This window comes from Mesorhizobium sp. J428, assembly GCF_024699925.1.
GTDB lineage: Bacteria > Pseudomonadota > Alphaproteobacteria > Rhizobiales > Rhizobiaceae > Mesorhizobium_A.
This window is the reverse complement of sequence record NZ_JAJOMX010000001.1, coordinates 5201134-5226869: the sequence shown is the minus strand read 5'-3', so window position 1 is coordinate 5226869 and position 25736 is coordinate 5201134. Positions and strand designations below refer to the sequence as shown.

Annotated in this window: 20 protein-coding genes and 3 pseudogenes; 15 read left to right on the top strand and 8 right to left on the bottom strand. The window is 64.9% G+C overall.

From position 1 onward, the window contains the following. Positions 1-141: 141 nt before the first annotated feature. From ilvA to LRS09_RS26350, 5 genes and pseudogenes are all read left to right on the top strand, one after another. Positions 142-1402 (top strand): annotated as a pseudogene (ilvA, locus tag LRS09_RS26370) (threonine ammonia-lyase IlvA). Continuing rightward, positions 1399-1944: a DUF1697 domain-containing protein gene (locus tag LRS09_RS26365; protein ID WP_257810013.1), complete on the top strand. Its 546-nt coding sequence runs from the start codon at positions 1399-1401 to the stop codon at positions 1942-1944. Before ilvA ends, LRS09_RS26365 begins: the two are co-directional and overlap by 4 nt. A 159-nt stretch (positions 1945-2103) precedes the next feature. After that, on the top strand, positions 2104-3849 hold the full coding sequence (locus LRS09_RS26360; protein ID WP_257810012.1) for a phospholipase D-like domain-containing protein: 1746 nt from the start codon (positions 2104-2106) through the stop codon (positions 3847-3849). A 325-nt stretch (positions 3850-4174) separates the two neighbouring features. Beyond that, positions 4175-5569: a DEAD/DEAH box helicase gene (locus LRS09_RS26355; protein ID WP_374684885.1), complete on the top strand. Its 1395-nt coding sequence runs from the start codon at positions 4175-4177 to the stop codon at positions 5567-5569. Between the two features lie 148 nt (positions 5570-5717). Then, complete coding sequence (locus LRS09_RS26350; protein ID WP_257810011.1) at positions 5718-6908, top strand: MFS transporter; 1191 nt, start codon at positions 5718-5720, stop codon at positions 6906-6908. Positions 6909-6917: 9 nt separating this feature from the next. On the opposite strand, the gene LRS09_RS26345 is transcribed toward LRS09_RS26350, so the two are convergent. Further along, a complete protein-coding gene (locus LRS09_RS26345; RefSeq protein WP_257810010.1) occupies positions 6918-7898 on the bottom strand; it encodes a carboxylesterase in 981 nt (326 codons plus the stop codon). Between the two features lie 259 nt (positions 7899-8157). Here LRS09_RS26345 and LRS09_RS26340 point away from each other — a divergent pair, with 259 nt between their 5' ends. The 5 genes and pseudogenes from LRS09_RS26340 to LRS09_RS26320 all read left to right on the top strand — a co-directional run bounded on the left by LRS09_RS26340 (position 8158) and on the right by LRS09_RS26320 (position 12105). Next, entirely contained in the window at positions 8158-9192 is a 1035-nt protein-coding gene (locus LRS09_RS26340; protein ID WP_257810009.1) for a cysteine synthase A, read from the top strand. Then, on the top strand, positions 9192-9935 hold the full coding sequence (locus tag LRS09_RS26335) for an alanyl-tRNA editing protein (RefSeq protein WP_257810008.1): 744 nt from the start codon (positions 9192-9194) through the stop codon (positions 9933-9935). The genes LRS09_RS26340 and LRS09_RS26335 overlap by 1 nt, the downstream gene beginning before the upstream one ends. A 76-nt stretch (positions 9936-10011) precedes the next feature. Beyond that, positions 10012-10872 carry a 3-mercaptopyruvate sulfurtransferase gene (gene sseA / locus LRS09_RS26330; protein ID WP_257810007.1) on the top strand — a complete coding sequence of 287 codons (861 nt, stop codon included), beginning with the start codon at positions 10012-10014 and terminating at the stop codon, positions 10870-10872. Next, positions 10869-11434, top strand: a pseudogene (locus tag LRS09_RS26325) (GNAT family N-acetyltransferase). The gene sseA and the pseudogene LRS09_RS26325 overlap by 4 nt, the downstream one beginning before the upstream one ends. A gap of 92 nt (positions 11435-11526) precedes the next feature. Then, complete coding sequence (locus LRS09_RS26320; protein ID WP_257810006.1) at positions 11527-12105, top strand: OmpA family protein; 579 nt, start codon at positions 11527-11529, stop codon at positions 12103-12105. Positions 12106-12317: 212 nt separating this feature from the next. Here LRS09_RS26320 and ald read toward each other — a convergent pair whose 3' ends face one another. Then, complete coding sequence (gene ald, locus LRS09_RS26315; RefSeq protein WP_257810005.1) at positions 12318-13433, bottom strand: alanine dehydrogenase; 1116 nt, start codon at positions 13431-13433, stop codon at positions 12318-12320. A gap of 163 nt (positions 13434-13596) precedes the next feature. On the opposite strand from ald, the gene LRS09_RS26310 reads away from it, so the two are divergent. After that, on the top strand, positions 13597-14070 hold the full coding sequence (locus tag LRS09_RS26310) for an Lrp/AsnC family transcriptional regulator (RefSeq protein WP_257810004.1): 474 nt from the start codon (positions 13597-13599) through the stop codon (positions 14068-14070). A 10-nt stretch (positions 14071-14080) separates the two neighbouring features. On the opposite strand, the gene amt is transcribed toward LRS09_RS26310, so the two are convergent. Next, the gene (gene amt, locus LRS09_RS26305; RefSeq protein WP_257810003.1) at positions 14081-17260 is read right to left on the bottom strand and encodes an ammonium transporter; all 3180 of its coding nucleotides are present in this window, start codon (positions 17258-17260) and stop codon (positions 14081-14083) included. 332 nt (positions 17261-17592) lie between these two features. Here amt and LRS09_RS26300 point away from each other — a divergent pair, with 332 nt between their 5' ends. Further along, positions 17593-19572 (top strand): bifunctional 2',3'-cyclic-nucleotide 2'-phosphodiesterase/3'-nucleotidase, encoded by a 1980-nt coding sequence (locus LRS09_RS26300; RefSeq protein ID WP_257810002.1) that lies wholly within the window; start codon positions 17593-17595, stop codon positions 19570-19572. A gap of 123 nt (positions 19573-19695) precedes the next feature. On the opposite strand, the gene LRS09_RS26295 is transcribed toward LRS09_RS26300, so the two are convergent. From LRS09_RS26295 to LRS09_RS26285, 3 genes and pseudogenes are all read right to left on the bottom strand, one after another. Continuing rightward, positions 19696-20259 carry a hypothetical protein gene (locus tag LRS09_RS26295; protein ID WP_257810001.1) on the bottom strand — a complete coding sequence of 188 codons (564 nt, stop codon included), beginning with the start codon at positions 20257-20259 and terminating at the stop codon, positions 19696-19698. A gap of 394 nt (positions 20260-20653) precedes the next feature. Continuing rightward, positions 20654-21920 (bottom strand): annotated as a pseudogene (locus LRS09_RS26290) (class I SAM-dependent methyltransferase). A 164-nt stretch (positions 21921-22084) separates the two neighbouring features. Further along, positions 22085-22339 carry a GlsB/YeaQ/YmgE family stress response membrane protein gene (locus LRS09_RS26285; protein ID WP_257809999.1) on the bottom strand — a complete coding sequence of 85 codons (255 nt, stop codon included), beginning with the start codon at positions 22337-22339 and terminating at the stop codon, positions 22085-22087. A 147-nt stretch (positions 22340-22486) separates the two neighbouring features. Here LRS09_RS26285 and LRS09_RS26280 point away from each other — a divergent pair, with 147 nt between their 5' ends. Both LRS09_RS26280 and LRS09_RS26275 read left to right on the top strand, forming a co-directional pair. Next, a complete protein-coding gene (locus LRS09_RS26280) occupies positions 22487-23356 on the top strand; it encodes a S9 family peptidase (RefSeq protein WP_257809998.1) in 870 nt (289 codons plus the stop codon). Positions 23357-23364: 8 nt separating this feature from the next. After that, on the top strand, positions 23365-23784 hold the full coding sequence (locus LRS09_RS26275; protein WP_257809997.1) for a DUF1330 domain-containing protein: 420 nt from the start codon (positions 23365-23367) through the stop codon (positions 23782-23784). Here the strand turns inward: LRS09_RS26275 and LRS09_RS26270 are convergent, their stop codons facing one another. Then, entirely contained in the window at positions 23785-24807 is a 1023-nt protein-coding gene (locus tag LRS09_RS26270) for a DUF1176 domain-containing protein (protein WP_257809996.1), read from the bottom strand. A 128-nt stretch (positions 24808-24935) separates the two neighbouring features. Here LRS09_RS26270 and LRS09_RS26265 point away from each other — a divergent pair, with 128 nt between their 5' ends. After that, positions 24936-25442, top strand: a complete 507-nt coding sequence (locus tag LRS09_RS26265; protein ID WP_257809995.1) for a DUF1993 family protein — start codon at positions 24936-24938, stop codon at positions 25440-25442. Between the two features lie 24 nt (positions 25443-25466). Here LRS09_RS26265 and LRS09_RS26260 read toward each other — a convergent pair whose 3' ends face one another. After that, positions 25467-25631: a hypothetical protein gene (locus tag LRS09_RS26260; RefSeq protein ID WP_257809994.1), complete on the bottom strand. Its 165-nt coding sequence runs from the start codon at positions 25629-25631 to the stop codon at positions 25467-25469. Between the last annotated feature and the right edge of the window lie 105 nt (positions 25632-25736).

The following is a 25736-nucleotide window of genomic DNA, read 5'->3' as shown; positions in this document are numbered from 1 at the left end:
GATCGCAGCGCGGATGGAAAGAGAGTGCACCGTGTGGCCTTGCGAAATCCGCCGCCGGGCGGGCGGCGGCGCGGAAGGTGGCTTCCGTAGCCTGAATATGCAATAGGGCGCGGCTTGAACCAACAGTTTTGGGAAAGCGCGATGGCGACGGCATTCATCGAGGGCGTGGAGCGGGCCACAGCCGAGGTGAGGGCGCTGTTCGCGCCGACGCCGTTGCAGGAGAACGACCACCTTTCGCGCAAGTTCGGCGCCCGCGTGCTGCTGAAGCGTGAGGACCTGTCGCCGGTGCGCTCCTACAAGATCCGCGGCGCGTTCAACTTCTTCCGCAAGGCGCTATCGGGCGGCTCGAAGGCCGAATTGTTCGTGTGCGCCTCGGCCGGCAACCACGCCCAAGGGTTCGCCTATGTCTGCCGGCATTTCGGTAAGCGCGGCGTGGTGTTCATGCCGGTGACGACGCCGCAGCAGAAGATCGACAAGACGCGCATCTTCGGCGGCGAGTTCGTCGAGATCAGGCTGGTGGGCGACTTCTTCGACGATTGCTACCGGGCAGCAATCGCCTTCGCCGAAGCCGAGAAGGGGCTGATGGTGCCGCCCTTCGACCATCGCGACATCATCGAGGGCCAGGCGACGGTGGCGCAGGAGATCGCCGCGCAGATGCCGAAGGGCAGGGAGCCCGACGTGGTGATCATCCCGGTGGGGGGCGGCGGACTTGCGGCGGGGCTGACGCGATATTTCCACGACGCGGGCTGGACGTCGCGCTTCGTCTTCACCGAGCCCGCCGGTGCGCCGAGCTTGCGCGAGACCCTGGCGCACGGCCGGCGGATGAAGCTGGACGCGGTCGACAATTTCGTCGACGGCGCGGCGGTGGCCGAGATCGGCCGCGAGCCGTTGAAGCAGTTGAAGGAGTTTCCCGCGGACGCGGTGAAGCTCATCCCGGAGAACCGGCTCTGCTCGACCATCCTCGAAATGCTCAACATCGAGGGCGTGGTGCTGGAGCCGGCGGGCGCGCTGGCGATCGACGCGCTGAAGGATTTTCCGCGCAAGGAACTGAAGGGCAAGACGGTGGTGTGCATCGTCTCAGGCGGCAATTTCGACTTCGAGCGGCTGCCGGACGTGAAGGAGCGCTCGCTGCGGTTCGAGGGGCTGAAGAAGTTACTTCGTCTTTCGCTTCCCGCAGCGGCCGGGCGCACTGCGCGCCTTCCTCGACCTGCTCGGCCCCGAGGACGACATCGCGCGGTTCGAATATCTGAAGAAGTCGGCGCGCAATTTCGGCTCGGTGCTGATCGGCATCGAAACCAAGGACCGGAAGAATTTCGACACGCTGCGCCACCGCTTCGACGCGGCCGGCTGGGCGTATCAGGACATCACCGAGAACGAGACGCTGGCGGGCCTGCTGATATGACGAAGACGGTCTACATCCTCCTGTTCCGCGGCGTCGGCGGGGCGACGCAACTGCCGGTGAAGCCGCTGCGCGAAAAGCTGACGGAGGCGGGTTTCGAGAAAGCCGCGACCTACATCAACAGCGGCAATGCGCTCTTGGCGAGCGGCAAGGGCCGCGAGACGGTGCGCAAGGAGGTCGCGGCGATCTGCAAGACCGAATTCGGCTTCGACAAGGACATCCATGTCGTGACGCGGGCCGAATGGGCGGAGCTCATCGCGAAGAACCCGTTTCCGGACGCGCTGGAGGTGCCGCAGTTCCTGCATGCGGCGGTGCTGGCGGACGACCCGCCGAAGGGGGCGGTCGAGAAGCTGCGCGAGCTGGCGGAGGGCGGCGAACGGATCGAGGTGGTGGAGCGCGTCGCCTATCTGCACACGCCGAACGGGTTCGGCAGATCGAAGCTGGCGGAGAAGTTCGACAAGGGCATCGGTGTGGCGAACACGGCGCGGAACTGGAATACGGTGATGAAGCTGATGGAGATGGCGGAGGCCGCTGCTGCGGACTGATGTCGCCTTCAAAGACCGGCAACAGGTAAGTCGGCAAAGATCGAAAATACCGGCAGGTCGAAGTATCATTAAGTAATATCCTGCGCTGTTGCTATTAATCAATTTTAGAGTTACTCTTCAACAAGAAGTTCATTGCTTCTGTCTCGATCGGAGCGTCGGATGCAGGCTCGTGGCGGGAAGAACGGCATCTCCGTGAATGTCATTGCCGGAACCTATGTGGTCTTCTTCGGCCTCGACGCCACGCCGCCGGCGCGCCAGAACCTGCTCGGCTTTGCTTTCCGGCGCGTCGATCACACCGAGGTGGGAACGCCCGGCTCTGACCGCTGGCTTCTAGGGTCGAAAGTGTTCCGGGCTATCGAGCCGGCGCCCGATCTGGGTAAGGGCTACGCGAGCAACACACACCCGGTCCAGAGCTTTGTGTGGAGCGACTACGCCGCCAAGGAAAATCACCACTACACCTACCTCATCCACCCGATGTATGGCCCGCATGACCAGAGGCGGCTCGGCGATCCGGTGGAGGTGACGGTGCGAACCGAAGAGGATGACGCCGGCGACCATGCCGTCTTCTTCAATCGCGGCGCGGTCGCGTCGCAGGCCTACATGCAGAAGTTCAAAACGAGCATCCGGCCGCCAGAGCCCGACAATCCGGATCATCCGCAGACGGCGTGGCTGTCACGCGGGCTTTTCGAGGCACTTCGGCGGTTCGTGCTGGATGCCAGTTCCGGCGATCAGCTTCGCGTCGCAGCCTACGAATTTCACTATCTGCCGGTGATCCGCCTGCTGCGCGATGCGCAGAAGCGGGGCGTGGACGTCAGGATCATCTATGAGGGCGGAACCGAGATCAAATATCCGAAGAAGGGGAGCGGTGGCGTTAGGAAGATCGTCGACACTCAGGCGACGGCCGATAACAAGAAGGCGCTGGCTGGACCCGATGCGGACTTCGACCAGGGAACCCTGATCGCGCGGACGAAACGCCTGAAAATCCCGCACAACAAGTTTATAGTGAAATTGCGGGGAGGCGTGCCGACCGAGGTCTGGACCGGATCGGCGAATTTCTCGATGTCGGGCTTTCTTGGCCAGGCAAACACCGGCCACCTGATCCGCGACAAGCGTGTCGCCGGAGAATTCCTGGATTACTGGACGAAGCTGGAAGGCGATACGGAGCCGGACGATCTGAAGGCGTGGATGGCGACGCATTCGCCGGACCCCGGCGACGACCTGCCGGTTGGAACCACCACGCTCTTCAGTCCCCGGAAGGGGGCCAGAATGCTGAAATGGTATGGCGCGCGGGCGGCGGAAGCGGACAAGCCTTGGCTGTTCACGGCGGCGTTCGGCCTCAACGCCAAGACGAATGCGATGCACACCCGATTGGTCGAACCGCGAGACCATCTGCGATTCATCCTGATGGAGAAGGATGAGGACAACATCCTGCCGGCGCTCCACGAACAAGACCCCAACATTTCCGTTGCCGTCGGTTCGGTACTCGGGCGGGACGGAAAGCAGCGCGAGATTCCAGGCTGGGACCTGCAGAACTGGCACCGCGAGATACACTTCCGCGGCACGCGCGGACACGTCTTCTACGTCCACCAGAAATTCCTGGTCGTCGACCCACTCGGCGACGACCCGCTGGTGTTCGCGGGTTCCGCCAATTTTTCCGAAGGCTCGCTGACCGGCAACGACGAAAATATGCTGCTGATCCGCGGTGACAAGCGGGTGGCGCATATCTATTTCACGGAATTCGATCGGCTTTTCCGCCATTTCCTGTATCGCAAAGCTGCGAACGCCAACGCGGGCGGCGGGGCGGCCGCTGACGACAGCCGTTTCCTGGCCGTCGACGACAGTTGGGTGGACAAGCATTTCAGGAATGGCAGCTATCAGGACAAGCGGCGCGAAATGTTCAAGTAGCGGCGCACGGGACTTAACTGAATGCGCGCCTATTGCACCGCACAACGATTTCGATTGCCTTTTCCGTCGAATTCCCCCATATGCCACCGCATAGGCGCTTGGGCCGGATGTTCCGGCTTTCTCCAATGAGACTTCGTCGCGTCTGTTTCGCCCTGTCCTCGGACGGTTGGCGGACAAGCCCCGCGGCATGATGCATGCGGGCGCGACAGCGCAAACGAGCGGGTTTTCCGCCGCCTTGTCGTTTCACATAGATCCCTGACGGTCGGGTTGCGCCCCGGGTCCGTCTCTGCGCGCGGCCGATGGCGGCCGCCGAAAGAAGAGTATTTTGAACACCGAAACCACCACTGAAACCAATATCGCCGAGTCCGGATTTGCCGCGCTGGGCATCACGGGCAGCCTTTTGAAGGCGACCGTGACAGCGGGCTTTACCGAGCCGAAGCCGATCCAGATCAAGGCGATCCCGCCGCATCTGGCCGGCCGCGACATCATCGCGATCGCGCAGACGGGCTCGGGCAAGACGGCGGCGTTTTCGCTGCCGATCCTGACCAAGATCATTGCCATCGGCGCCAAGCGGCTGCCGAAGACGGCGCGCGCGCTGATCCTCGCGCCGACCCGCGAACTCGCGGTGCAGATCGAGGACACGATCAAGGTGCTGGCCAAGGGCCTGCACATCTCGACCGCGCTGGTGCTCGGCGGCGTGTCGCGCAACAGCCAGGTCAAGAAGATGCAGGCAGGCGTCGACATCCTGATCGCCACGCCCGGCCGGTTGACCGATCTCGTCCGCGAGGGCGAGGTGAAGCTGAACGAGACGCGCTGGCTGGTGCTCGACGAGGCCGACCGGATGCTCGACATGGGCTTCATCAACGACGTGCGCCGCCTGTCGAAGGCGACGCATCCCGAGCGGCAGACGGCGCTCTATTCCGCGACCATGCCGGACGAGATCGCCGAACTGGCGAAGTCGCTGCTGAAGAACCCGGTGCGCGTCGAGGCGGCTCCGCCGTCCACGACGGCGACCGAGATCAAGCAGGGCCTGGTCATCGCGCGGCTCAAGCAGAAGCGGCAGGTGTTGTCCGCCATGCTTGCCGACGAGAAGATGAAGTCGGTCATCGTTTTCGCCCGCACCAAGCACGGCGCAGATCGCGTGACCCGCGACCTCGAACGCGACGGCTTCAACGCCGCCGTGATCCACGGCAACAAGTCCCAGAATGCCCGCCAGAGGGCGCTGAACGACTTCCGCGACGGTTCCGTGCGCATCCTGGTGGCGACCGACATCGCCGCGCGCGGCATCGACGTGCCCGGCATCTCGCATGTCGTGAACTTCGACCTGCCGGACGAGCCGGAGAGCTACGTCCACCGTATCGGCCGCACGGGCCGCAACGGCGCCGACGGCGTGGCGATCACGCTGTGCGATCCTGCCGAGTTCGCCAAGCTGCGCGCGGTGGAGCGGATCACCCGCATGAAGATCGCCGTCATTGCCGATCACACCGACCAGCCGGACCCCGCCGTCAACAAGAACGAGCCGCGCGAGGCGCCATATCGCGACCCGCGTGCAAAGCCGCGCCAGGACAACGGCAATCCTGGCAATGGGGGCAACCGCAACCACAAGGGCGGCAATCGCAACGCCCAAGGCAAGCCCGGCGGTGCGCCGGCCGGCGAGCGCAAGCCGTTCCGCGGCAAGCGTCGCGGTTTCGGATCGAAGCCCGCCACCCGCGCGGCCTGAGCCCGGGCCCGTTCCGGTCCATTCTGCTGACCCAACCGACGGCCCCCTTGTGGGGCCGTTGGCACATTGATGCCCGGACGGTCATCGTTTACCCCGGACGGCACGCAGGCGGCCGCAGAGCCGTCGAGACGAACCGGGAAACGCATCCATGGCGGGCATCGTTGCGCTGACGGCGGCCTATGTGCTGTCGCAATTCTTCCGCTCCTTCCTCGCCGTGCTGACGCCGGCGCTGATCTCCGAACTCGGGGCGACGAAGGCCGAGCTGTCGATGGCCTCGGGCGCATGGTTCATCGCCTTCGCGCTGATGCAGTTCGTCGTCGGCGTGTCGCTCGACCGGTTCGGCCCGAAGCTCACGGCGGCGATCCTGCTCGGCCTGTGCGGCGGTGCCGGCGGGTTGATCTTCGCCTCGGCTACCGCGCCGTGGATGATCACGCTGGCGATGGTGCTGATCGGCATGGGCTGCGCGCCGGTGCTGATGGCCTCGGTGTTCATCTTCGCACGCGAATTCCCACCGGCGCGGTTCGCCGTGCTGACGTCGACGCTGATCGGCGTCGGCTCGGCCGGAAACGTCTTCGGCTCGTCGCCGCTTGCGAACGCGGCGGAGGCATTCGGCTGGCGCTGGGTGATGCTCGGGCTGGTCGCGGTGACCGTGGCCGTCGCTCTGGCGATTGCCGTCTTCGTGCGCGATCCGGAAAAGCTCAAGACCGAGCATGCCGATACCGGCTTTTCCGGCTATCTCGACCTGCTGCGGCTGAGGGTGCTGTGGCCGATCATCCCGCTGACGGCGATCAACTATGCACCGGCCGTGGGCATACGCGGGCTCTGGGCGGGGCCGTATCTTGCGGATGTCTACGGCGCCACCGCGATCGTCATCGGCCAGGTGACGCTGTTCATGGCCCTCGCCATGGTAGCGGGCAACTTCCTCTACGGCCCACTCGACCAGCTCTTCCGCACGCGCAAATGGGTCGCGGTGGCCGGCAACAGCCTGAGCCTGTGCGCGATCCTGTGGCTGGCACTGCATGCGGGCGAGGGGATTTTCGCTGACGCGGTGGTGCTGGTGCTGATCGGCGTGACCGGGGCGAGCTACGGGCTGTTGATGGCGCATGCGCGCGCCTTCCTGCCGATGCACCTGACGGGCAGGGGGGTGACGCTGATGAACTTCTTCTCGATCGGCGGGGTGGGCGTGATGCAGTTCGTCACCGGCGCGGTGGTGACCGCCTCGACCGTACCGGGTGATCCGCTCGCGGCCTATCGCACGCTGTTCGTCTTCTATGCCGCGATGCTGGCGGTCGCCCACATCGCCTACCTCCCGGCGCGCGACGCGAAGCCCGCGGCCTGATGCGCAGAGTCAGGTTCCAAGCCCAAGCGATTTGATCCATTCGACAATCCGGGTCGCGAGCGGATCGGTCATTTTTGGTGACATCGCGTCGCCGGCGAGGACATGGCTGGATGGATCGCCGGGGTTGTCGACGGAGACGAGCTCGTGCGGGCCGCCCCAGGCGGCGGCGACGGCCTTTGCCTCGTCCGGCCTGATCACCTTGTCGCCGTCGGAGACGATGAAGAGGGCGGGGATCGTCACCTTGTCATAGGGCTGCGCGCGGGCGAGTTCGACGGTCGCGGCCATCGGCAGTGTCGCGCGGGTTGGATAGCGCCACGTCCACAACTGCCGCTGCAGGTCGTTGGCCGGCTCGAAGCCGCGCTCCTTGCCGACCAGGAGTTCCGCGAGCTGCAGGCCCCACGGGCCGGTGAGCAGGCCCGCGCCCGAGGCCTGGACGCCGAAATTGGGCGAGATCAGCACGGCCGCCGCGACATTTCCGGCAAGCTCGGGCTGGGTAAGCGCCCAGGCGGCGAGGCTGCCGCCGGTGGAGGTGGCGATGACGACCACCTTCTCGCCGATGGCACGGCCGATCGCGAGCGCTTCGGCCGTGTCGTTGACCCAGGCGTTGAGGCTTGCCTCGCCCATGGCGGCGTTGTCCTGGCCGTGGCCGGCGAGGCGGGTGAAGAAGAGATTGGCGCCGAGGGCGGCGGCGACCTTGTCGGGCAGCGGGCGGACCTCGCCCTTCGAGGCGGAGAAGCCGTGGATGTAGACGATCGACAGCGGCGTTTTCGCGCGCGAGGCGGGATAGGCCCAGACGATCTCCTTGGCGAGGCCCGGCCGGATGTTCGCGACCTTCGCCTCGGAGTCGGCGAGATAGGCGTCGGGGTCGGGACCGATCGAGGTGTCGCGAAAGGTCAGCGTCGTGTCGGCCGCCACACGCGGGCCGAGGAGATAGAGCGCGCCGAGCGCGACGACCAGCAGCAGAAGCAAGATAGCGACGATCCTCCCCATCGGGTCCTCCCAGATCATTCGGCCTATCGGTATCGCGCGGGCGGGGTCCAGACAAGGAGACGTGCCGGGCGAGAGCTTCGCGTGGCCTTTGCCCATAGAAGCCTGAATGTTCGTTCCCGGATGACCGCCTCCGACGGTGCATTTTGCCGTCGATTGGCGGCTTCGGAGAAAAATGCTCCCTTGCGGGGAAGCGGCTTGGTTTCTAAACCGGGCTGCTCACCCTCCAGCCCCGAAGCGGGCGAGCAGGCAAGGATCGATCATGTTCACTTCCGTCATCGACGCCATCGGAAACACGCCGCTGATCCGCCTCAGGCGGGCATCCGAGGAAACCGGCTGCGAGATCCTGGGCAAGGCCGAGTTCATGAATCCCGGCCAGTCGGTGAAGGACCGCGCCGGCCTATTCATCATCCGCGACGCCGAGAAGCGCGGCCTGCTGAGGCCCGGCGGCGTGATCGTCGAGGGCACGGCGGGCAACACCGGCATCGGGCTGACCGTCGTCGCCAAGGCGCTGGGCTATCGCACCGTGATCGTGATCCCCGACACGCAGAGCCAGGAGAAGAAGGACGCGCTGCGCCTGCTCGGCGCCGAACTGATCGAGGTTCCGGCGGTGCCGTACAAGAACCCGAACAACTATGTGAAGGTGTCGGGCCGGCTGGCGGAGCAACTTGCGAAAAGCGAGCCCGCGGGCGCGATCTGGGCCAATCAGTTCGACAATGTCGCCAACCGCGACGGCCACATCGTGACGACGGCGCAGGAGATCTGGGACCAGACCGGCGGCAAGGTGCACGGCTTCGTCTCGGCCGTCGGCACCGGCGGAACTCTGGCGGGCGTAGCGGCGGGACTGAAGGGCAAGAGCAAGGATGTGAAGATCGCGATCGCGGACCCGCTGGGCGCGGCCCTCTTCAGCTTTTACACCGACGGCGTGCTGAAGTCGGAGGGGAGTTCGATCACCGAGGGCATCGGCCAGGGGCGTATCACGGCCAACCTGGAAGGCTTCACGCCCGATTTCGCCTACCAGGTGCCGGACGAGGAAGCGCTGCCGATCATCTTCGACCTGGTGCAGGAGGAAGGGCTCTGCCTCGGCGGATCGACCGGCATCAACATCGCCGGCGCGATCCGGCTGGCGAAGGATCTCGGCCCCGGCCACACGATCGTGACGATCCTCTGCGACTACGGCACGCGCTACCAGTCGAAGCTGTTCAACCCCGCCTTCCTGCGCACCAAGAACCTGCCCATCCCGCAATGGATGGACCGGACGCCGGAGATCGACGTGCCCTACGAAAAGGTGGACTGATGGTGCTGCGCATAGAGGCGCTCTTCCGCGAGGATTCCTATCTGCGGGAGGCGGAGGCCGAGGTGCTCGCCGTCAACGAGAGCGGCGGCCTGATCCTCGACCGGACCATCTTCTACGCCACCTCCGGCGGCCAGCCGGGCGATATGGGCACAATGACGCTTTCGGACGGGACGGTCGTTCCGATCGCGGCCACGGTAACGGGCGAGACGAAGGACGAGATCATCCACGTTCCGGCCGAGGGGGCGGCGGTTCCGCTCGTCGGTTCGCGCGTGAAACTGGCGATCGACTGGCCGCGCCGCTTCAACCTGATGCGCATGCACACGGCCTGCCACCTCGTCTCGGTGATCTGTCCGTTCCCGATCACCGGCGCGTCGGTGGCCGAAGACGACAGCCGCATCGACCTCGACATTCCGGATACGAGCTACACCAAGGAACTTGTCACCGAGCGGTTGATGGACCTGGTGCGGGCCGACCATCCGGTCTTCACGCGCTGGATCACCGACGAGGAACTCGCGGCCAATCCGGGGCTGGTGAAATCGAAAAACGTGCGCCCGCCGAGCGGCACCGGGCGCATAAGGCTCGTCTGCATCGGCGACAATGCGTCGGTGGACAGCCAGCCCTGCGGCGGCACTCATGTCGCCCGCACCGGTGAGATCGGCGAGATCCACATCGGCAAGATCGAGAAGAAGGGCCGCGAGAACCGGCGCTACCGGCTGCGGTTCGGGCCGTCGGCGGCGGGGTAGGGCCTCCGCAAGTGACGCGTGGTGGCGATCAACAGCCGGATAGGCAGGCGGCCTCGCGGTGGTGTATGACCGGCCCATGAGCAAGAGCGCTGCACCTACCGGCTTCACCGTTTCGTCGGCCTGGCTGGCCGAGCATCTCAACGATCCGGGCATGTCCGTGATCGACGCATCGTGGTACCTGCCGGCGCAAGGGCGCGATGCGCGGGCCGAATATGATGCCGGCCATATCCCGCGCGCGGTCTTCTTCGACCATGACCTTGTCGTCGAGCCGGGTTCGGACCTGCCGCACACCATGCCTTCGCCGAAGGTGTTCGCGACCTTCGCGGCATCGATGGGGATTTCGCGCGACGACACCATCGTGGTCTATGACGGGCCCGGCTTCTTCTCCGCGCCGCGCGCCTGGTGGATGTTCCGCACGATGGGCGCGGAGAAGGTCTATGTGCTCGAAGGCGGCATCGACGGCTGGAAGAAGGAAGGCCGCTTCGTCACCGACCAGCCGACCAAGATCGCCTCGTGCCTGTTCGACGTCCGGTTCAATCCAAGACGGGTCGCCTCGCTGGCGGAGATGCGCGAGATCGTCGAGAAGGGCGGGCGACAGATCGCCGACGCGCGGCCGCCGGGCCGCTTCACCGGCAAGGACCCGGAACCGCGGCCCGGCGTCCGAGGCGGGCATATGCCGGGGGCGCACAACGTGCCGGCGCTGGCGCTGTCGAAGGACGGCAAGCTGCTGCCGGCGGAAGATCTGAAGCAGGCGTTTGCCGCCGCCGGGGTGGACCTGAACGAGCCGGTCGTCACCTCCTGCGGATCGGGCGTCACCGCGGCTGTGGTGGCGCTGGCGCTGGAGACGCTCGGGCATCGCGACGTCAAACTCTACGACGGGTCGTGGACCGAATGGGGCGGCCGCGCCGACACGCCGGTGGTAAAGGACGAAGCATGACTGCGCAGAAGAAGCCCGATCCGATCGACGTAACGGTCACGTTCCTCGAAATGGTCGCGCCGCCGGCGCATTATCCCCCGGTGCCCTACAACCGGCCGATCGCGCTGCTCAAGGCGCGCAGCATGCCGAATCATTTCTACCGCTACCTCATCGATCGGGTCGGGCGGAAATGGCATTGGGTGAATGCGCTGAGGCTTTCCGATGAGGTGCTGGAGAAGAAGCTGGCCGAGCCCGAGCGCGACGTGCGCGTGCTTCATCTCGACGGAGCCCCGCCGGCATGTTCGAACTCGCCCCGGAAGGGGACGATATGATCGAACTCGTCTATTTCGGCCTGATGGAGAATGCGACCGGCCAGGGCATCGGCCGGTGGTTCCTGGGCGCGGCGATCGAGGCGGCCTGGTCGAGATCGCCGCAGCGCGTGGTGGTGCAGACCTGCACGCTCGATCATCCGGCAGCCCTGCCGCTTTATCAGAAGATGGGGTTCAGGCCGGTGGCACAGGTCAAGGAAACGGTCTTCCCGCTGACCATGCCGGAACGGGCGGAAATCCTGCTGCGGCCGTAAAGGTTTCCGCACGTTTCCTGAACCCGGCGTTCAGCTTCCTTTCAGGCTTGCGCTGCCATGGTCGCACGCATCGACATGCAAAGGAGACGACCATGCTGAACCGCCGCAATTTTCTGACCGCCGCCGCCGCGCTGGCGGGTTCCGCCGTTATCGGCGGGACCGGAGAGGCGTTTGCCCAGGCGACCACGCCGAGCGCGGCGCGCATCGAGCAGGAGCTGCAGGCCGCGCCCCGCAAGCGCCTTGCGCCGCAGGAGCGCGTCACGGTTCAGGAACTGCGCCGCCGCCCCGAAATCCGCCGCATCGCGCCGTCGATCGACATCCAGTCGATCAATTTCGAGTTCGCCTCGGCCGAGATTCCGCGCTCACAGTACCGCAAGGTCGACAATATCGCGACTGCCATGGAGCGCATCCTGCGTCGCAACCGGGGCGAGGTGTTTCTGATCGAGGGCCATACGGACGCGGTCGGCTCGTTCTCATCCAACCAGGTCCTGTCCGAGCGTCGGGCGGAATCGCTGAAGCGTGTCCTGGTGCGCGAGTTCGGTATTCCGCGCCGTGCGCTGGAGACGGTCGGCTATGGCGAGGAGTTCCTGCTGGTGCCGACGCAGCGCGAGGAATGGCGCAACCGCCGCGTCACGCTGCGCCGGGTGACGGACGTCGTGCGGCCGTTCTAGGCGTCGTACAGCTGTTACAATCGACAGCTAGAAGATGGACGTCGATCGATCTGACGACCGCGGATGAACCGGCGGCGGATCTCGATGCCGAGGAAGCCGGGCAAGAGCCCGGCTTTTTTGTTGCTGCCTCGGATTGCCGCGGTTGCCATGAACGAAAACGCCCGCCGGAAACCGGCGGGCGCTGCGCGACTGGGAGGATGCGTCGCGGCTGATCAGGCGGCAAGAACCTGCCGGGGCTCGACCATCTCAAAGCCGAGGGCCTCGGCCACGGCGCGGTTGGTGATCTTGCCGCGGTGGACGTTCAGACCGTTGCGCAGGTGGTGGTCATCGGCGAGCGCCTTCAGGCCCTTGTCGGCGAGCTGCAGGCCGTAGTGCAGCGTCGCATTGTTGAGCGCGTGTGCCGAGGTGACAGGCACGGCGCCCGGCATGTTGGCGACGCAGTAGTGGATCACGCCGTCGACCTCGTAGGTCGGCTCGGCATGGGTGGTGGCGTGCGAGGTCTCGAAGCAGCCACCCTGGTCGATCGCGACGTCGACGAGAACGGAGCCCTTCTTCATGCCCGACAGCATCTCGCGGGTGACGAGCTTGGGCGCGGCCGCGCCCGGGATCAGCACGGCGCCGACGACGACGTCGGCCGAGAAGCACTCTTCCTCGAGCGCCTCGACGGTGGAGTAGCGGGTGTGGACGCGGCCGGCGAAGAGGTCGTCGAGCTGGCGCAGGCGCGGGATCGAGCGGTCGATGATGGTGACGTCGGCGCCGAGGCCGGCGGCCATGCGGGCGGCATGCAGGCCGACAACGCCGCCGCCGATGACGGCGACCTTGCCCGGCAGGACGCCCGGGACGCCGCCGAGCAGCACGCCGCGGCCGCCATTAGCCTTTTGCAGCGCGGTCGCGCCGGCCTGGATGGCGAGGCGGCCGGCGACTTCCGACATCGGGGCGAGCAGCGGCAGGCCGCCGCGGTCGTCGGTGACAGTCTCGTAGGCGACGGCGGTGACGCCGGAGGCGATCAGGCCCGCGGTCTGCTCCGGATCGGGCGCGAGGTGCAGATAGGTGTAGAGAATCTGGCCCTCGCGGAGCTGCACCCATTCGCCCGGCTGCGGCTCCTTGACCTTGACGATCATGTCGGAACGCTCGAACACCTCGGCGGCGGTTTTGGCGATCTTGGCGCCCGCGGCGCGGTAGGCGTTGTCGTCGGCGCCGATGCCGGCGCCCGCGCCGGTCTCGACCAGGACGTCGTGGCCGTGGGCCACATATTCGCGCACCGCGCCGGGGGTGAGGCCGACGCGATATTCGTGATTCTTGATTTCCTTCGGGCAGCCGACGCGCATCTTCTGTTCTCCGTTTTTTACGGGCCTTTGGCCCATGTTCCCCATGCGTTAACGAATGTAACCATGAAACGGGTCGAACGTCCTTGCGAATGCAGTTGTGGGACGATGCCATATTCGCGTATTCTTGCGTGGGGGTGCCGATCTTGCGAAGGATCTTCGACCAATGCGGCTAGACCGGATCGATATCACCATTTTGGACACGCTTCAGACGGACGGACGCATCTCCAACGCCGCGCTCGCGGAACGGGCCGGACTGTCGCAATCGGCCTGCTCGCGCCGTCTCGACGCGCTCGAAAAGGCCGGCATCATCCGCGGCTACCATGCGCGCATCTCCAACACAGCGCTCGGCCACCAGATGACGGCGATCGTGCACATCTCGCTGTCCGGCCAGTTCGAGAAGACGCTGTCCGACTTCGAGAGCGCGGTGAAGCGCTGCCCGAACATCCTCTCCTGCCACCTGATGTCCGGGGAATACGACTACATCCTGCGGATTGCGGCGAAGGACCTCGCGGACTACGAGCGCATCCACAAGGAATGGCTAACCGCGCTGCCGCACGTGACCAAGATCAATTCGAGCTTTGCGCTGAGGGAGATCATCGATCGCGTGGCGCTGGGGTTGAAGCCGGAGATGGCCTAGGCGCCCGGCGTCAGGCAGCCTCTTCGAGGGGCGTCGCGAGACATTGCTCGACGGTCTGCGCGATCGCCGCGTGGTCGATATCGGGGATCGCGGACACCGGCATGGGGCGGCCCAGGAGGTAGCCCTGGAACTCGCTGCAGCCGAAGTTGGCGAGCAGCCTCGCCTCGTCCATCGTCTCGACGCCTTCCGCGACGATTGTCATGCCCAGCCCATCGCCCAGGCCGGCGATCGTGCGGACGATCGTCATGGCGGTGTCCGACTTCGCCATGTCACGGACGAAGGAACGATCGATCTTGATCGTGTCGACGGGAAAGCGGCCTAGATAACCCAGCGACGAGTAGCCCGTGCCGAAATCATCGAGCGCGATGGTGACGCCCAGACGCTTGAGTTCGCTCAGAAGGCGATGCGCGCGCTTGTCGTCATCGATCAGCACGCCTTCGGTGATTTCCAGCTCCAGCATGGTCGGATCGATGCCGGTGTCCGCGATGGCTGCGCCGACCGCCTCGACGAAGTTGCGCTGGCGGAACTGGACCGGGCTGACGTTCACGCTTACCCGAGCGCCACCGAGTTCGGAACGAGCGCGGCGGCAGGCCTCGCGCAATATCCACTCGCCGATCGCAATGATCTTGCCGTTCTGCTCGGCGATCGGGATGAAGTCCGCCGGACTGATCATGCCTTTTTCAGGATGGTGCCACCGCACCAACGCCTCGTAGGAGACGATCCGGCGAGTGGCGACGGAGATGCGCGGCTGGAAATGCAGGTCGAACTGGCCACGTTCGAGGGCTTCGGCGAGGTCCCCTTCGATTGCGCGGCGCTTCTCCAGTTGCGCGTCCATTCCCGGCTCGTAGAGGCAATAGGTGTTCCGGCCCATGTGCTTGGCATGGTAGAGTGCGGTGTCGGTGCGTGAGACCAGCCGTTCCAGCTCGTTCGGGCTGTCGGCGACGGACACGCCGACACTGGCGCCGACGCGGACCTGGGTGCCGTCGTCCAACGTGATCGGCAGGATGAGGCTCGAGACGATCCGGAAGGCGAGATCGGCCGCCTGCGCGGCGAAGGCGAGACCCGGGAACAGGATCGCGAACTCGTCACCGCCGAGGCGGGCCGCGAGACAGCCGTCGGGCGACAATTCGGCAAGGCGCTGCGCCGAAATCTGGATGACGCGGTCGCCGGCGGGGTGACCGTGAATGTCGTTGATGTTCTTGAACCGGTCGAGGTCGATCAGGAGAAGCGCCGTCTTGCCGCGGTCGCTTCTGCCGGAACGGGTCACCGCGGCAAGCTTTTCGTTGAAGAGCGCGCGGTTCGGCAGGCCGGTCAGCGTGTCGTGCAGCGCGAGGTGCCTGATATGGTCCTCGGCGTTCTTGCGCTCGCGCAGGTCGACGATGCAGCCGACGCGCGACTTCGCGCCGTGATAGGTCACTTCGCGGCCGCGCATCTCGACGGGGATGCGTGTTCCCGCCATATCGACGATCGCGCATTCGTACGGATCGACGACCGACAGCGTCATGGCCTCGCGAACCTCCCCGACGCAGTCGGGCGCGATCAGGTCGAGGAGCTGGCGGCCTTTCAGTTTCGCGAGGCTGGTTCCGAAGAGTTCGGCGAGCTTGTCGTTGCCGTCGACGATCCTGCCGTCCTGCAGGATGACGATCGCTTCGAAGGTCGCGTTGGCGAGTGCAGACAGGCGTTCGGCCTCGACCGCGTCCCGCGCGATGCGCCGGGTTTCCGCGCGCGCATGCTCCTCGCGCTGGATGCTGTCCATCAGCCCGTTGAACAGGCGTGTCAACGTTTCGGATTCATCGCCCTGGACAGAGGGGATGCGCATGGTGAGATCGGCCTTGCCGTGCACCAGCTTTTCGAGCGCCTGCTCGACATGGCCGATCCCCATGCGGGTGCCGTGTTCCGCCTCGTTCAGGCCGATCTGTTCCTCCTCGCTGGTGACGCGCAGCCGGGTGATGCGGGAGAGCGCCCAGAAGAAGACGACGGCGACGCCGAAGCTCCAGATGAAATTGACGGCGACGCCGGTCGCCTGAACTTCGAGCTGCGCGAAACGGCCCCCGGCGGGGAGGTTCTCGACCGGCGCCAGGAGTGCGACGGCGAGCGTGCCGGCAACGCCGGCAAAGCCGTGCACGCCGATCGCGCCGACGGCGTCGTCGATCTTGAGATCGCGCTCGACGACATCGTTGCCCCAGATCGCGACGAGGCCGCCGACGATACCTACGAGGAAGGCGCCGACCGGGCCGAGCACCATGCAGCCGGCGGTGATCGCCACCAGCCCGCCGAGCATGCCGCAGACCGCTTTCTCGGGATAGACGACGCCATCCTGGTGCCAGCCGAGGAGGTAGCCGGCGGTGCCGCCCGTGCCCGCGGCGATCACTGTGTTGGCGATGATGTGCGCGATGTCGGGGCTAGCCCCGACCGTCGAGCCGCCGTTGAACCCAATCCAGCCGACGAAGAGGATCATGGCACCGGCCGTGGTCAGCACCGGATTGTGGCCGGCGATGCGGACCGGATCGCCATTCGCATCGTAGCGGCCTTCGCGCGCACCCATGATCCAGCAGGCAGCGAGCGAGACCCAGGCGCCAGTGCCGTGAACGACCGTCGAGCCGGCGAAATCGATAAAGCCCATATTGCCGAGGAACGCGCTTTCGCTCGGCTGCAGAGCGGCGCCCCAGGCCCAGTGGACGAAGACGGGATAGATGAAGAGTGCGATGAAGATCGAGCCGAGAACATAGGCGAAAAGCCGCATCCGTTCGGCGACCGCGCCGGAGACGATGGTCGCCGCGGTACCGCAGAACATGACCTGGAAGACGAAGAAGGCCGTCTGCCAGGAACCGAGGTTGGACACCATCAGATAGCCGGCGTCGAAACCGAAAGGCAGGCCGCGGCTCGGCGCGAAGGCCAGCATGAAGCCGACCGCGCCGAAGGCCACGATGGCAAACACCATGTCGAGGAGATTCTTCTGTGCGACGTTGATCGAATTCTTCGACCGGACCATGCCGGCTTCGAGCAGCAGGAAGCCGACCTGCATCATCAGCACGAGGCCGGCCGCGAGCAGCGTCCAGCTCATGTCGAGATCGCGTTTCAAGGTTTCAATCGACAATTCGGCGGCCGCCGCGTGCGGCGGAGCGCTGCCCGCCGCCAGACCGGCGGCGATCAGGATCCAAACGCCGCGCTGTCGCAAGATGCGCGTCATGCTGCCCCCTATGCCCTTATGGGGACTTCAGCAGAAGTTGATTAAACTTGCGTGTACTCACACCCGCTTAGATCGTGGAATCTCATTTGAAAACAATGGGTTGTTTTATGCAATTGCCTAAAGTTTAGTCAAACGGTCCGGTTTGTGGGCTGGCCGGCCAAGAGCCGATTCTCGTCGCGCCGACGGCCGCGATGCTGCCGGTCAGGACGGAAACTTTTGCCGGCGAATGTTCATCGGCCTGTCACCTTGATGCTGGACAGAGGCAAGCAGTGGCGCGACACTCGGATCTCGATCTTCCGCCGCGCCTTCCTCGACGTTTACAGGAGAGAGAAATGTCCGAGATGCTGCTTCCGCTTTCGCGCCGCGCCTTCCTGGCCGGCAGTGCCGCCTTCGGCGGCCTGGTGATGCTCCACCCGTTCTCCGCCAATGCCCAGGCCAACCAGGCGCATCTGCGCATCATGGAGACGACCGACATCCATGTGAACGTGCTGCCCTACGACTATTACGGCGACAAGCCGAATGACACGATGGGTCTCGCGCGGACCGCCTCGCTGATCGATGCGGTGAGGGCGGAGGCGACCAATTCGATGCTGGTCGACAACGGCGACCTTCTGCAGGGCAATCCGATGGGCGACTACATCGCCTATGAGCGCGGGATGAAGGACGGCGACATCCACCCGGTGATGAAGGGCATGAACCTGCTCGGCTATTCGGTGTCGACGCTTGGCAACCACGAGTTCAACTACGGCCTGTCCTTCATGGACAAGGTGCTGGCCGGCGCCAACTTCCCCTTCGTCTGCGCCAACCTGGTGCGCGGCACGGAGCTTGCCGCCAATGCCCGCGACGACAAGCTCTATCTCAAGCCCTACGTGATCCTCGACAAGGCGATCAAGGACGGGTCGGGCGCCGAACACCCGATAAAGATCGGCGTCATCGGCTTCGTGCCGCCGCAGATCATGATCTGGGATTCGAAGAACCTTGAGGGCAACGTCGCGGTGCGCGACATCGTCCAGGCGGCCAAGGTCTGGGTGCCGCAGATCAAGGAGGAAGGCGCCGACATCGTCATCGCGCTCTCGCATTCCGGCATCGACACCGGCACCGGCGACATGATGGAGAACGCGGCCTTCCATGTCGCCGGCGTCGAGGGCATCGACGCGGTGTTCACCGGCCACCAGCATCTCGTCTTCCCCGGCAAGAAGGATTTCCAGGGCCTCGAAGGCGTCGATACCGAGAAGGGCACGCTGCAAGGCAAGCCCGCGGTGCAGGCCGGCTTCTGGGGCTCGCATATGGGCCTGATCGACCTGCTGCTCGAGCGCGACGGGTCGAAGTGGCGGGTCGTTTCCGCGACTTCCGAGGCACGGCCGATCTTCGAGCGCGTGGACAACAAGAACAAGGCGGTGGTCGGCGACGTGCAGAAGATCGTCGACGCTGTGAAGGAGGACCACGAGGCGACGCTCGCCTATGTCCGCCGGCCGGTCGGCAAGACCACGGCGCCGCTGTATTCCTATTTCGCGCTGGTGGCCGACGATCCGTCGGTGCAGATCGTCTCCCAGGCGCAGACCTGGTACATCAAGGACCTGCTGAAGACCTCGCAGTGGAAGGACCTGCCGGTGCTGTCGGCCGCAGCACCTTTCAAGTCGGGCGGGCGCGGCGGGCCGGACTACTATACGGACGTGCCGGCCGGCGACATCGCGATCAAGAACGTCGCCGACCTCTACCTCTATCCGAACACGGTGCGCGCGGTGGAGATCACCGGGGCGCAGGTGAAGGAATGGCTGGAAATGTCGGCGGGCATCTTCAACCAGATCGAGAAGGGCAAGGCGGACCAGAAGCTGATCAACCCGGACTTCCCGGCCTTCAACTTCGACGTCATCGACGGCGTCACCTACAGAATAGACCTGTCGCAGCCACCGAAATACGATCCGAAGGGCGCGGTGCTGAACGCGAGTTCGAGCCGCATCGTCGACCTGATGTTCGACGGCAAGCCGGTCGATCCGGCGGCGAAGTTCGTCGTCGCGACGAACAACTATCGCGCCGGCGGCGGCGGCAACTTCCCGGAGATCAACGCGTCGAAGATCATCTTCGAGGCGCCGGACACCAATCGCGACGTGATCGTGCGCTACATCATCGAGCAGGGCACCATCAATCCGTCGGCCGACGCCAACTGGAGCTTCATGCCGGTCGAGGGCGCGACGGTTTTGTTCGAGACCGGGCCGAAGGCGAAGCAGTTCCTGGCCGAGGTGAAGGGCGTGAAGATAGAGGACGCCGGCGAAGGCGAGGGCGGCTTCGGGAAGTATCGCATCACGCTGTAAGCCGATCGGTATTGGCGACTGGAAAGCCCGGGCATGTCGCCCGGGCTTTCTTCTTTCAGAACGACTGCCCGAAGGCCGGAGAAGGACGAGGAAACCATCGTCTCCGGCCGTCAGCGGCCTCGTTCAGCGGGAACCGCCCGAAGGTGCCGCGGGAGGCGTGACTTCGGTCGTGGCTGGACCCTTGCCGAAGGTCGACTGCTGGCCGAGTTGTCCCGCCGTCGGCGAGGCGCAGTTCGGATTCGTCGTGCTTCTCACATAGCGACCATAGCGGAAGTGGATGTCGTGCTCCGGCGCGGCCGCACCGGTGAACTTGGCGATCGAGACGTAGTACCAGCCCGACGACGGGGTCGGGTTGACCACGACGCGCGGACGCAGCGAGCCGAAGTCGTCGTTGCGGTAGACGGTGCCGTTCGGAGCCACGACGACCATTTCGTCGTCAGCGCCAGCGCCGAACATGGCCGTCTCGTCCAGACGCAGGCATTCGCCGGCGGCTGCGTAGACGGCGATGTCCCAGCGCGCGGTCGAGGCATTGACCGCGTTGAGCACTGTGCCGCCCATGAGGATGGCGCCGCAGTTCAGAGCGGTACAGGTGTCGACGCCGGTGTCCCAGATCAGGGAGGCCGAGTGTCCGGGATTCGCAGAAACGAGAGAGGCTGCGAGCCCGATGAGGAGTGAGGTCTTTCTCATGTGAATATCTCCTGTTGTTCAGATCATTTCACATGCCCCATTCTTTCGATTGTATGCCAAATTCACGATGAAGTATTTTTGTAAGACAAAAGATGACGTGCAAGTGAATGTTTGCAGATCTCCTTTTGTCGAGAAGAAATATAAGACGCCGTGGACTTTCCGGATGTGGATCGCTTCACATCTGCAGGCAGAATTTGGTTTTTCTGCAGAATTTGAAGAATCGTTGAAAATTTTTGAGGGAAAGCAAGGACGGGAGCCGGATGAGAACTTATCCGCTTGCGATCGAACGAGACTTTACTTCAATCGCAGGCTGTCGCATCCATGCTGTGCACGTGACGACGTCCGCCTCGCGCGGTGTCTGTCGGCGCAGGTTCGAACCGGATGAAATACGGGGTCAGGCCTTATAGACGACCTGGCGCACGTCGATGTATTCGGCGCGGAAGCCTGCTTCGCAATAGTGCAGGTAGAACTCCCAAAGCTTCTTGAAGCGGTCGTCAAAGCCAAGCGGGACGATGCGGTCCCAGGAGTGCCAGAACCGCTCGCGCCACTCGGCCAGCGTCCGGGCGTAGTCCTGCGGGAAGACACGCTCGCGGAAAAAGGACAGGCCGTGCTGCGCGCCCATCGATTTCAAGATCGCCGGCGTCGGCAGCATGCCGCCGGGGAAGACGTAGCGCTGGATGAAATCCGGGCGCTTGCGGTAGAGCTTGAAGGCGTCTTCGTTGATGGTGATGATCTGCATGCCGGCGGTGCCGCCGGGCTTCAGGCACTCCTTCACCTTCCCGAAGAAGACGGGCCAGTATTTCTCGCCGACCGCCTCGAACATCTCGATCGAGGCGATGCGGTCGTAGCGACCGGTCTCCTCGCGATAGTCCTGGAACTTGAACTCGACCTTGTCGGCAAGGCCCGCCTTCTGGATGCGGGCGCGGGCATAGTCGAGCTGCTCGCGGCTGATCGTCAGGCCAGTGACCTTGCAGCCGATCTCGCGGGCGGCGAACTCTGCGAAGCCGCCCCAGCCGCAGCCGATCTCCAGCACATGGTCGTCGGGTCCGATGCCGGTGTCGCGGGCAAGCGCCCGGTAACTTCGCGGCCTGGGCGGATTCGAGGTCATTGGCGCCGGTGTCGTAGAGCGCCGAGGAGTAGGTCATGCTCGGATCGAGCCACTTCGAATAGAACTCGTTGCCGAGGTCGTAATGGGCCGAGATGTTGCGCTTGGAGCCGGACCTGGTGTTGTCGTTGAACCAGTGGCGGATGCGCTGGATCGTCATGATGAGCCAGTTGGCGCCGCCGGCGACCTTCTCGCCCGCCTCCTGGTTGACCACGAAGAGTTCGAGGAAGGTGGTGACGTCGGGGCTTTCCCAGTCGCCGTCCATGTAGGATTCGGCCACGCCGATCGTGCCGCCGGAAAAGGCGCGCGACGGCAGCCGCCAGTTCTTCAGGATCACCTTCGCGTCCGGCCCGGGCGCGTTGCCGCCGACGCTGACCGTGCGACCGTCGGGAAGGCGCGCGACCAGCGAGCCGAAGGGCAGCGACATGGCGGCCTGCAGCACCATCCGCGCCTTGGCGGGCAGGCCGCGCGCGAAATCGGCGAAATTGCCGGGATCGAGCCGCACGGCGCGCTCCGCCGAGAGTTCATCCGCTGTTGTGTTTCCCCCGTGCGTCATTGCCGATGCCCTTCGCGCGACCGCGGTCGCGGCTGTCATGCCATACAACTGCAATCTTCCATGGCACGATGGGAATGTTCAAGAGGCAACAACAGACGGGTCGTTGGGCTAGCGACCCGAGGGCAGGAGCCGGCGGGCTGCGCCGGCTCCCGCATCGATCCAGGTCAGGCGCTCTTGATGAGCCGGATCAGGACGAGGAGGATCACCGCGCCGATGGTGGCGTTGATGATGGCGGCAAGGATTCCCCCGCCGATGGCAAGCCCGAGGCGCGGCAGGATGAAGCCGGCGACCAGCGCGCCGACGATGCCGACCACGATGTTGCCGAGCAGGCCGAAGCCGTAGCCCTTGACGATCAGGCCGGCGAGCCAGCCTGCGATCGCACCCACGATGATGAAGACGAGAAGACTTTCGATACCCATGTCATTTCCCTCCACTGGGAGTCGCGAGCGAAACAGAAAGGTGCGACCGAGTCGAGAGAGGGCCGGACTTGTCCTGGGGAAAGCCTGGCCGCACTTTCCGGCCCGAAGACGATTTCTTCCAGTGGGGAAAGGCTTTAGGCTCGCCGCATGCGGATTCCTTTCGTCGCGGCGCTGACTGCCACCCTTGTCTTTTCGTTTGTTCCAGGTGCGACAGCCCTGACGCTGAAGCCGTTCAAGGACGAGCTGTTTGCCTATCCCGGACTGATTGCACGGGAGGACGGCGGGAGCCGGCTGGTGGTCGACTACCGCGAACTGCGCGACATCAATGAACGCGACGAGGTGCCGGAGCGGCGGGTGAAGGGGAAATATGTGCGCCTGTCGGTGCGCAGTGCGCAGAAGGACCTGTCGCTGAAGACCGCGCAGGGTGACATCCGCCATTTCGCGGTCGGCAATGCGGAGGGAGCGTCGGCGATCGTCGTCTACGTCCATGGGCAGGGTGGCAGCCGAAAGCAGGGCGTGGACGACTTCACCTTCGGCGGCAATTTCAACCGCATCAAGAACCTGATGTGGGAGAATGGCGGGCTCTATCTCTCGCCGGACTTCTCGGAGTTCGGCCCGAAGGGGGTGAAGGAGATGGCGGCGCTGCTCGACCATTATGCGGGCCGCTCGCCCGGGGCGCCGATCGTCGTCGCCTGCGGGTCGATGGGTGGCGCGATCTGCTGGGGGCTCGCGGACGATCCGGCGATCGCCGGCAGGCTTGCCGGATTGATGATGCTCGGTTCGTTCACCTCCGACGATTTCGCCAGGAGTGCCGCCTACAAGCGCAAGGTACCGCTGTATTTTGGGCAGGGCAGCAAGGACGCCGTGTTTCCGGTCGACACGCAGGAGGCGATGTACAAGCGCCTCAAAGGCGCGAACTATCCCGTCCGTCTCGTGCGCTTCGAGACGGGCACCCACGGGACGCCGATCCGCATGACGGACTGGCGTGACGTGCTCAACTGGATGCTGGCGCGATAGGAGAAGAGATGAGCGGCCATATAGACCCGACGCGCGAAAGGTTCGGCGAATTCCGCCGGCTGCCGGACGACGGCCCGGTGCATATGCTGAACCTGGTGCGGCTGCGCGAGCGCGCCGCCTATCCGGACGGGCGCGAGGCGAGCGGCCGCGAGGCCTATGCCGCCTATGGGCGCGAGAGCGGGCCGATCTTCCGCCGCGTCGGCGGCCGTATCGCCTGGAGCGGCGATATCCGGCTGATGCTGATCGGACCGGAGGAGGAGCGCTGGGACATCTGCTTCATCGCGGAATATCCGTCGGCGGCGGCCTTCGTCGAGATGGTCAAGGATCCGGACTACCAGAAGGCCGTTGTCCACCGTCAGGCGGCGGTGGAGGATTCGCGACTGATCCGCACTGCGCCGAAACCCGCGGGCGCGGGCTTCGGCGAGTAGTCAGGGGCCAGAGTCGTAGTCGACGACCGTCTGGTGCTCGACCTCGCCGTCGTAGGAGGCGTCGACCTCGAACCGCACGAGAGTGAACGTGCCATTGCGGAAGATCCACTTGCCGACGGAAGAGGCGTCGCCCACGCCGCGCCATTTCGCCCACGAGGAGATGGTCTTTGTGTCCGGATCAAACTCCGAGTTGACGAGGCTGCCGGCCGAGGTGAAACCGATCACGTTGACGCTCTCTACCTTGCCTTCGTGATCGTCATTCTCGTAGCGGATGTCGAGTTCCGGCTGGGCAAAGTGCAATTCGTTCAGTTCGCCCGTGTCGTCGGCGAGGTAGTAGACGTGGACCTCGTTGTAGGCGCCGCGCGCGCAGTAGAAGCGCATCAGCTTGAACTTGCGCGCGGGCTCGTCCTGGCTGTCATAGGTGTAGTGGAACTCAATGTCCCAAGCCTGCGGCTCGTTGCCTTCCTCGATCTGGCAGGAATCCAGGCGCGACCCGACGAATTTCGCTTTTGCGCGCTCGAGAACCGCGTTCTGGAGGGGTAGAGGCGGGCCGTCCGGGCAAGAGGCGGGCAGCGCGGTCTCGATCGGCCCGGAGACCGGCGACAGCGCGCCTTTTTCGATCGACAGCGGCTTGTAGGGATCGCCCTGGATCTGCGGGTTGGCGAGCCTGAGCGTGTAGCAGCCGGCGAACACCTGCTCGTTGGCGCCGGCGGCCGAAATCGCGACTGGGAGGGAGTAGAAGGTGCTGCCGGCGGCGCCTTCCACTCCAGGCGTTCCAATCACCAGCGTCACGCCTTCGGTGTCGGCGTAGCCCCTGGCGTATTCGTCGAGCGTCGGCGCGGGCGGGTTCGAGAAATAGCTGTAGGCGCGGGCATATTCCTTGCGGTTGATGGCGTTGTAGAGCGACTTGACCAGCGCCTGTGGGCTGGAGCGGTCGTCAAGATAGGGTTCTTCCTGGGCAAACGAGATACCCGCGCTCAGCGTGCAGGCGGCAAGGGCGAGGGTCGCGGCAACGAATCGCATCTGTCTTCTCCATCCCGTGTGCCTGCATGATACCACCGATTGCGACGGCCTCGCGGCGCTTGCGCCGGCAAGGGCCGGTGTCTATCGCTGCGGTGGCCTGCGACGCGGGCGCCAGAGGCGGAGATCCCATGACCATTTCGATGTACCAGGCGTCGGTGCCTGTCTTTTCGGGTGTGCTGAAGAACCTGTCGCATGTCCTGTCCAAGGGCGAGGCGCATGCCGCGGCAAACGGGATCGACCCCGCCGAACTGCTTGCCACGCGGCTTGCGCCCGACATGCTTCCGCTGAAGGCGCAGGTGCAGATCGCGACCGACCATGCCAAGGGCGCGCCGGCTCGGCTGGCCGGACGAGATATCCTGAGGATCGAAGATGTGGAGACGAGCTTCGCCGAACTCAGGGCGCGGATCGACAGGGTGCGCGACCATCTCAAGTCCTACCGGCCGGAGGAGATCGACGGCTCGGAGGGTCGTCCGATCACGATCAAGACGGGCAAGCTGGAGATGTCCTTCACCGGCCAGCAGTATCTGCTCGCCTATGCGATGGGGAACTTCTACTTTCACGTCGTGACCGCCTACGACATCCTGCGGCACGGGGGCGTGCCGCTGGGCAAGGCGGATTTCTTCGGCCGCGGCTGATCCCGCGGCCGCAAAGCTTGTCCGTCAGCGCATCGACATCTCGCGCGCGATGCGCGGGAAGTCGGCCGGCTTGATGTTGATGTCGGCCCTGTCGGCGTTGCTCATGGCATTGAGGACCGCGAGCGCGGCGCGATAGCGCGCCGTTTCCTGCGGGCGGGGTCGCGAAAACAGTTCGGTGAAGAACGCCATCGATTCGGCTCCGTGTTGTTCCTCCCGATGCGCTTAAGATAGTCCAATGACCGTTATGTTGCAGTGCAGCAAAACTCATGGCTGCCATGCGTTTCCGGGACGGAA

What these genes read in the sequence shown, in the direction of transcription:
- LRS09_RS26365 (WP_257810013.1), top strand. Translation starts at nt 1,399, where the DNA reads ATGACGAAGACGGTCTACATCCTCCTGTTCCGCGGCGTCGGCGGGGCG.
- LRS09_RS26360 (WP_257810012.1), top strand. Translation starts at nt 2,104, where the DNA reads ATGCAGGCTCGTGGCGGGAAGAACGGCATCTCCGTGAATGTCATTGCC.
- LRS09_RS26350 (WP_257810011.1), top strand. Translation starts at nt 5,718, where the DNA reads ATGGCGGGCATCGTTGCGCTGACGGCGGCCTATGTGCTGTCGCAATTC.
- LRS09_RS26345 (WP_257810010.1), bottom strand. Translation starts at nt 7,898, where the DNA reads ATGGGGAGGATCGTCGCTATCTTGCTTCTGCTGCTGGTCGTCGCGCTC.
- LRS09_RS26340 (WP_257810009.1), top strand. Translation starts at nt 8,158, where the DNA reads ATGTTCACTTCCGTCATCGACGCCATCGGAAACACGCCGCTGATCCGC.
- LRS09_RS26335 (WP_257810008.1), top strand. Translation starts at nt 9,192, where the DNA reads ATGGTGCTGCGCATAGAGGCGCTCTTCCGCGAGGATTCCTATCTGCGG.
- sseA (WP_257810007.1), top strand. Translation starts at nt 10,012, where the DNA reads ATGAGCAAGAGCGCTGCACCTACCGGCTTCACCGTTTCGTCGGCCTGG.
- LRS09_RS26320 (WP_257810006.1), top strand. Translation starts at nt 11,527, where the DNA reads ATGCTGAACCGCCGCAATTTTCTGACCGCCGCCGCCGCGCTGGCGGGT.
- ald (WP_257810005.1), bottom strand. Translation starts at nt 13,433, where the DNA reads ATGCGCGTCGGCTGCCCGAAGGAAATCAAGAATCACGAATATCGCGTC.
- LRS09_RS26310 (WP_257810004.1), top strand. Translation starts at nt 13,597, where the DNA reads ATGCGGCTAGACCGGATCGATATCACCATTTTGGACACGCTTCAGACG.
- amt (WP_257810003.1), bottom strand. Translation starts at nt 17,260, where the DNA reads ATGACGCGCATCTTGCGACAGCGCGGCGTTTGGATCCTGATCGCCGCC.
- LRS09_RS26300 (WP_257810002.1), top strand. Translation starts at nt 17,593, where the DNA reads ATGTCCGAGATGCTGCTTCCGCTTTCGCGCCGCGCCTTCCTGGCCGGC.
- LRS09_RS26295 (WP_257810001.1), bottom strand. Translation starts at nt 20,259, where the DNA reads ATGAGAAAGACCTCACTCCTCATCGGGCTCGCAGCCTCTCTCGTTTCT.
- LRS09_RS26285 (WP_257809999.1), bottom strand. Translation starts at nt 22,339, where the DNA reads ATGGGTATCGAAAGTCTTCTCGTCTTCATCATCGTGGGTGCGATCGCA.
- LRS09_RS26280 (WP_257809998.1), top strand. Translation starts at nt 22,487, where the DNA reads ATGCGGATTCCTTTCGTCGCGGCGCTGACTGCCACCCTTGTCTTTTCG.
- LRS09_RS26275 (WP_257809997.1), top strand. Translation starts at nt 23,365, where the DNA reads ATGAGCGGCCATATAGACCCGACGCGCGAAAGGTTCGGCGAATTCCGC.
- LRS09_RS26270 (WP_257809996.1), bottom strand. Translation starts at nt 24,807, where the DNA reads ATGCGATTCGTTGCCGCGACCCTCGCCCTTGCCGCCTGCACGCTGAGC.
- LRS09_RS26265 (WP_257809995.1), top strand. Translation starts at nt 24,936, where the DNA reads ATGACCATTTCGATGTACCAGGCGTCGGTGCCTGTCTTTTCGGGTGTG.
- LRS09_RS26260 (WP_257809994.1), bottom strand. Translation starts at nt 25,631, where the DNA reads ATGGCGTTCTTCACCGAACTGTTTTCGCGACCCCGCCCGCAGGAAACG.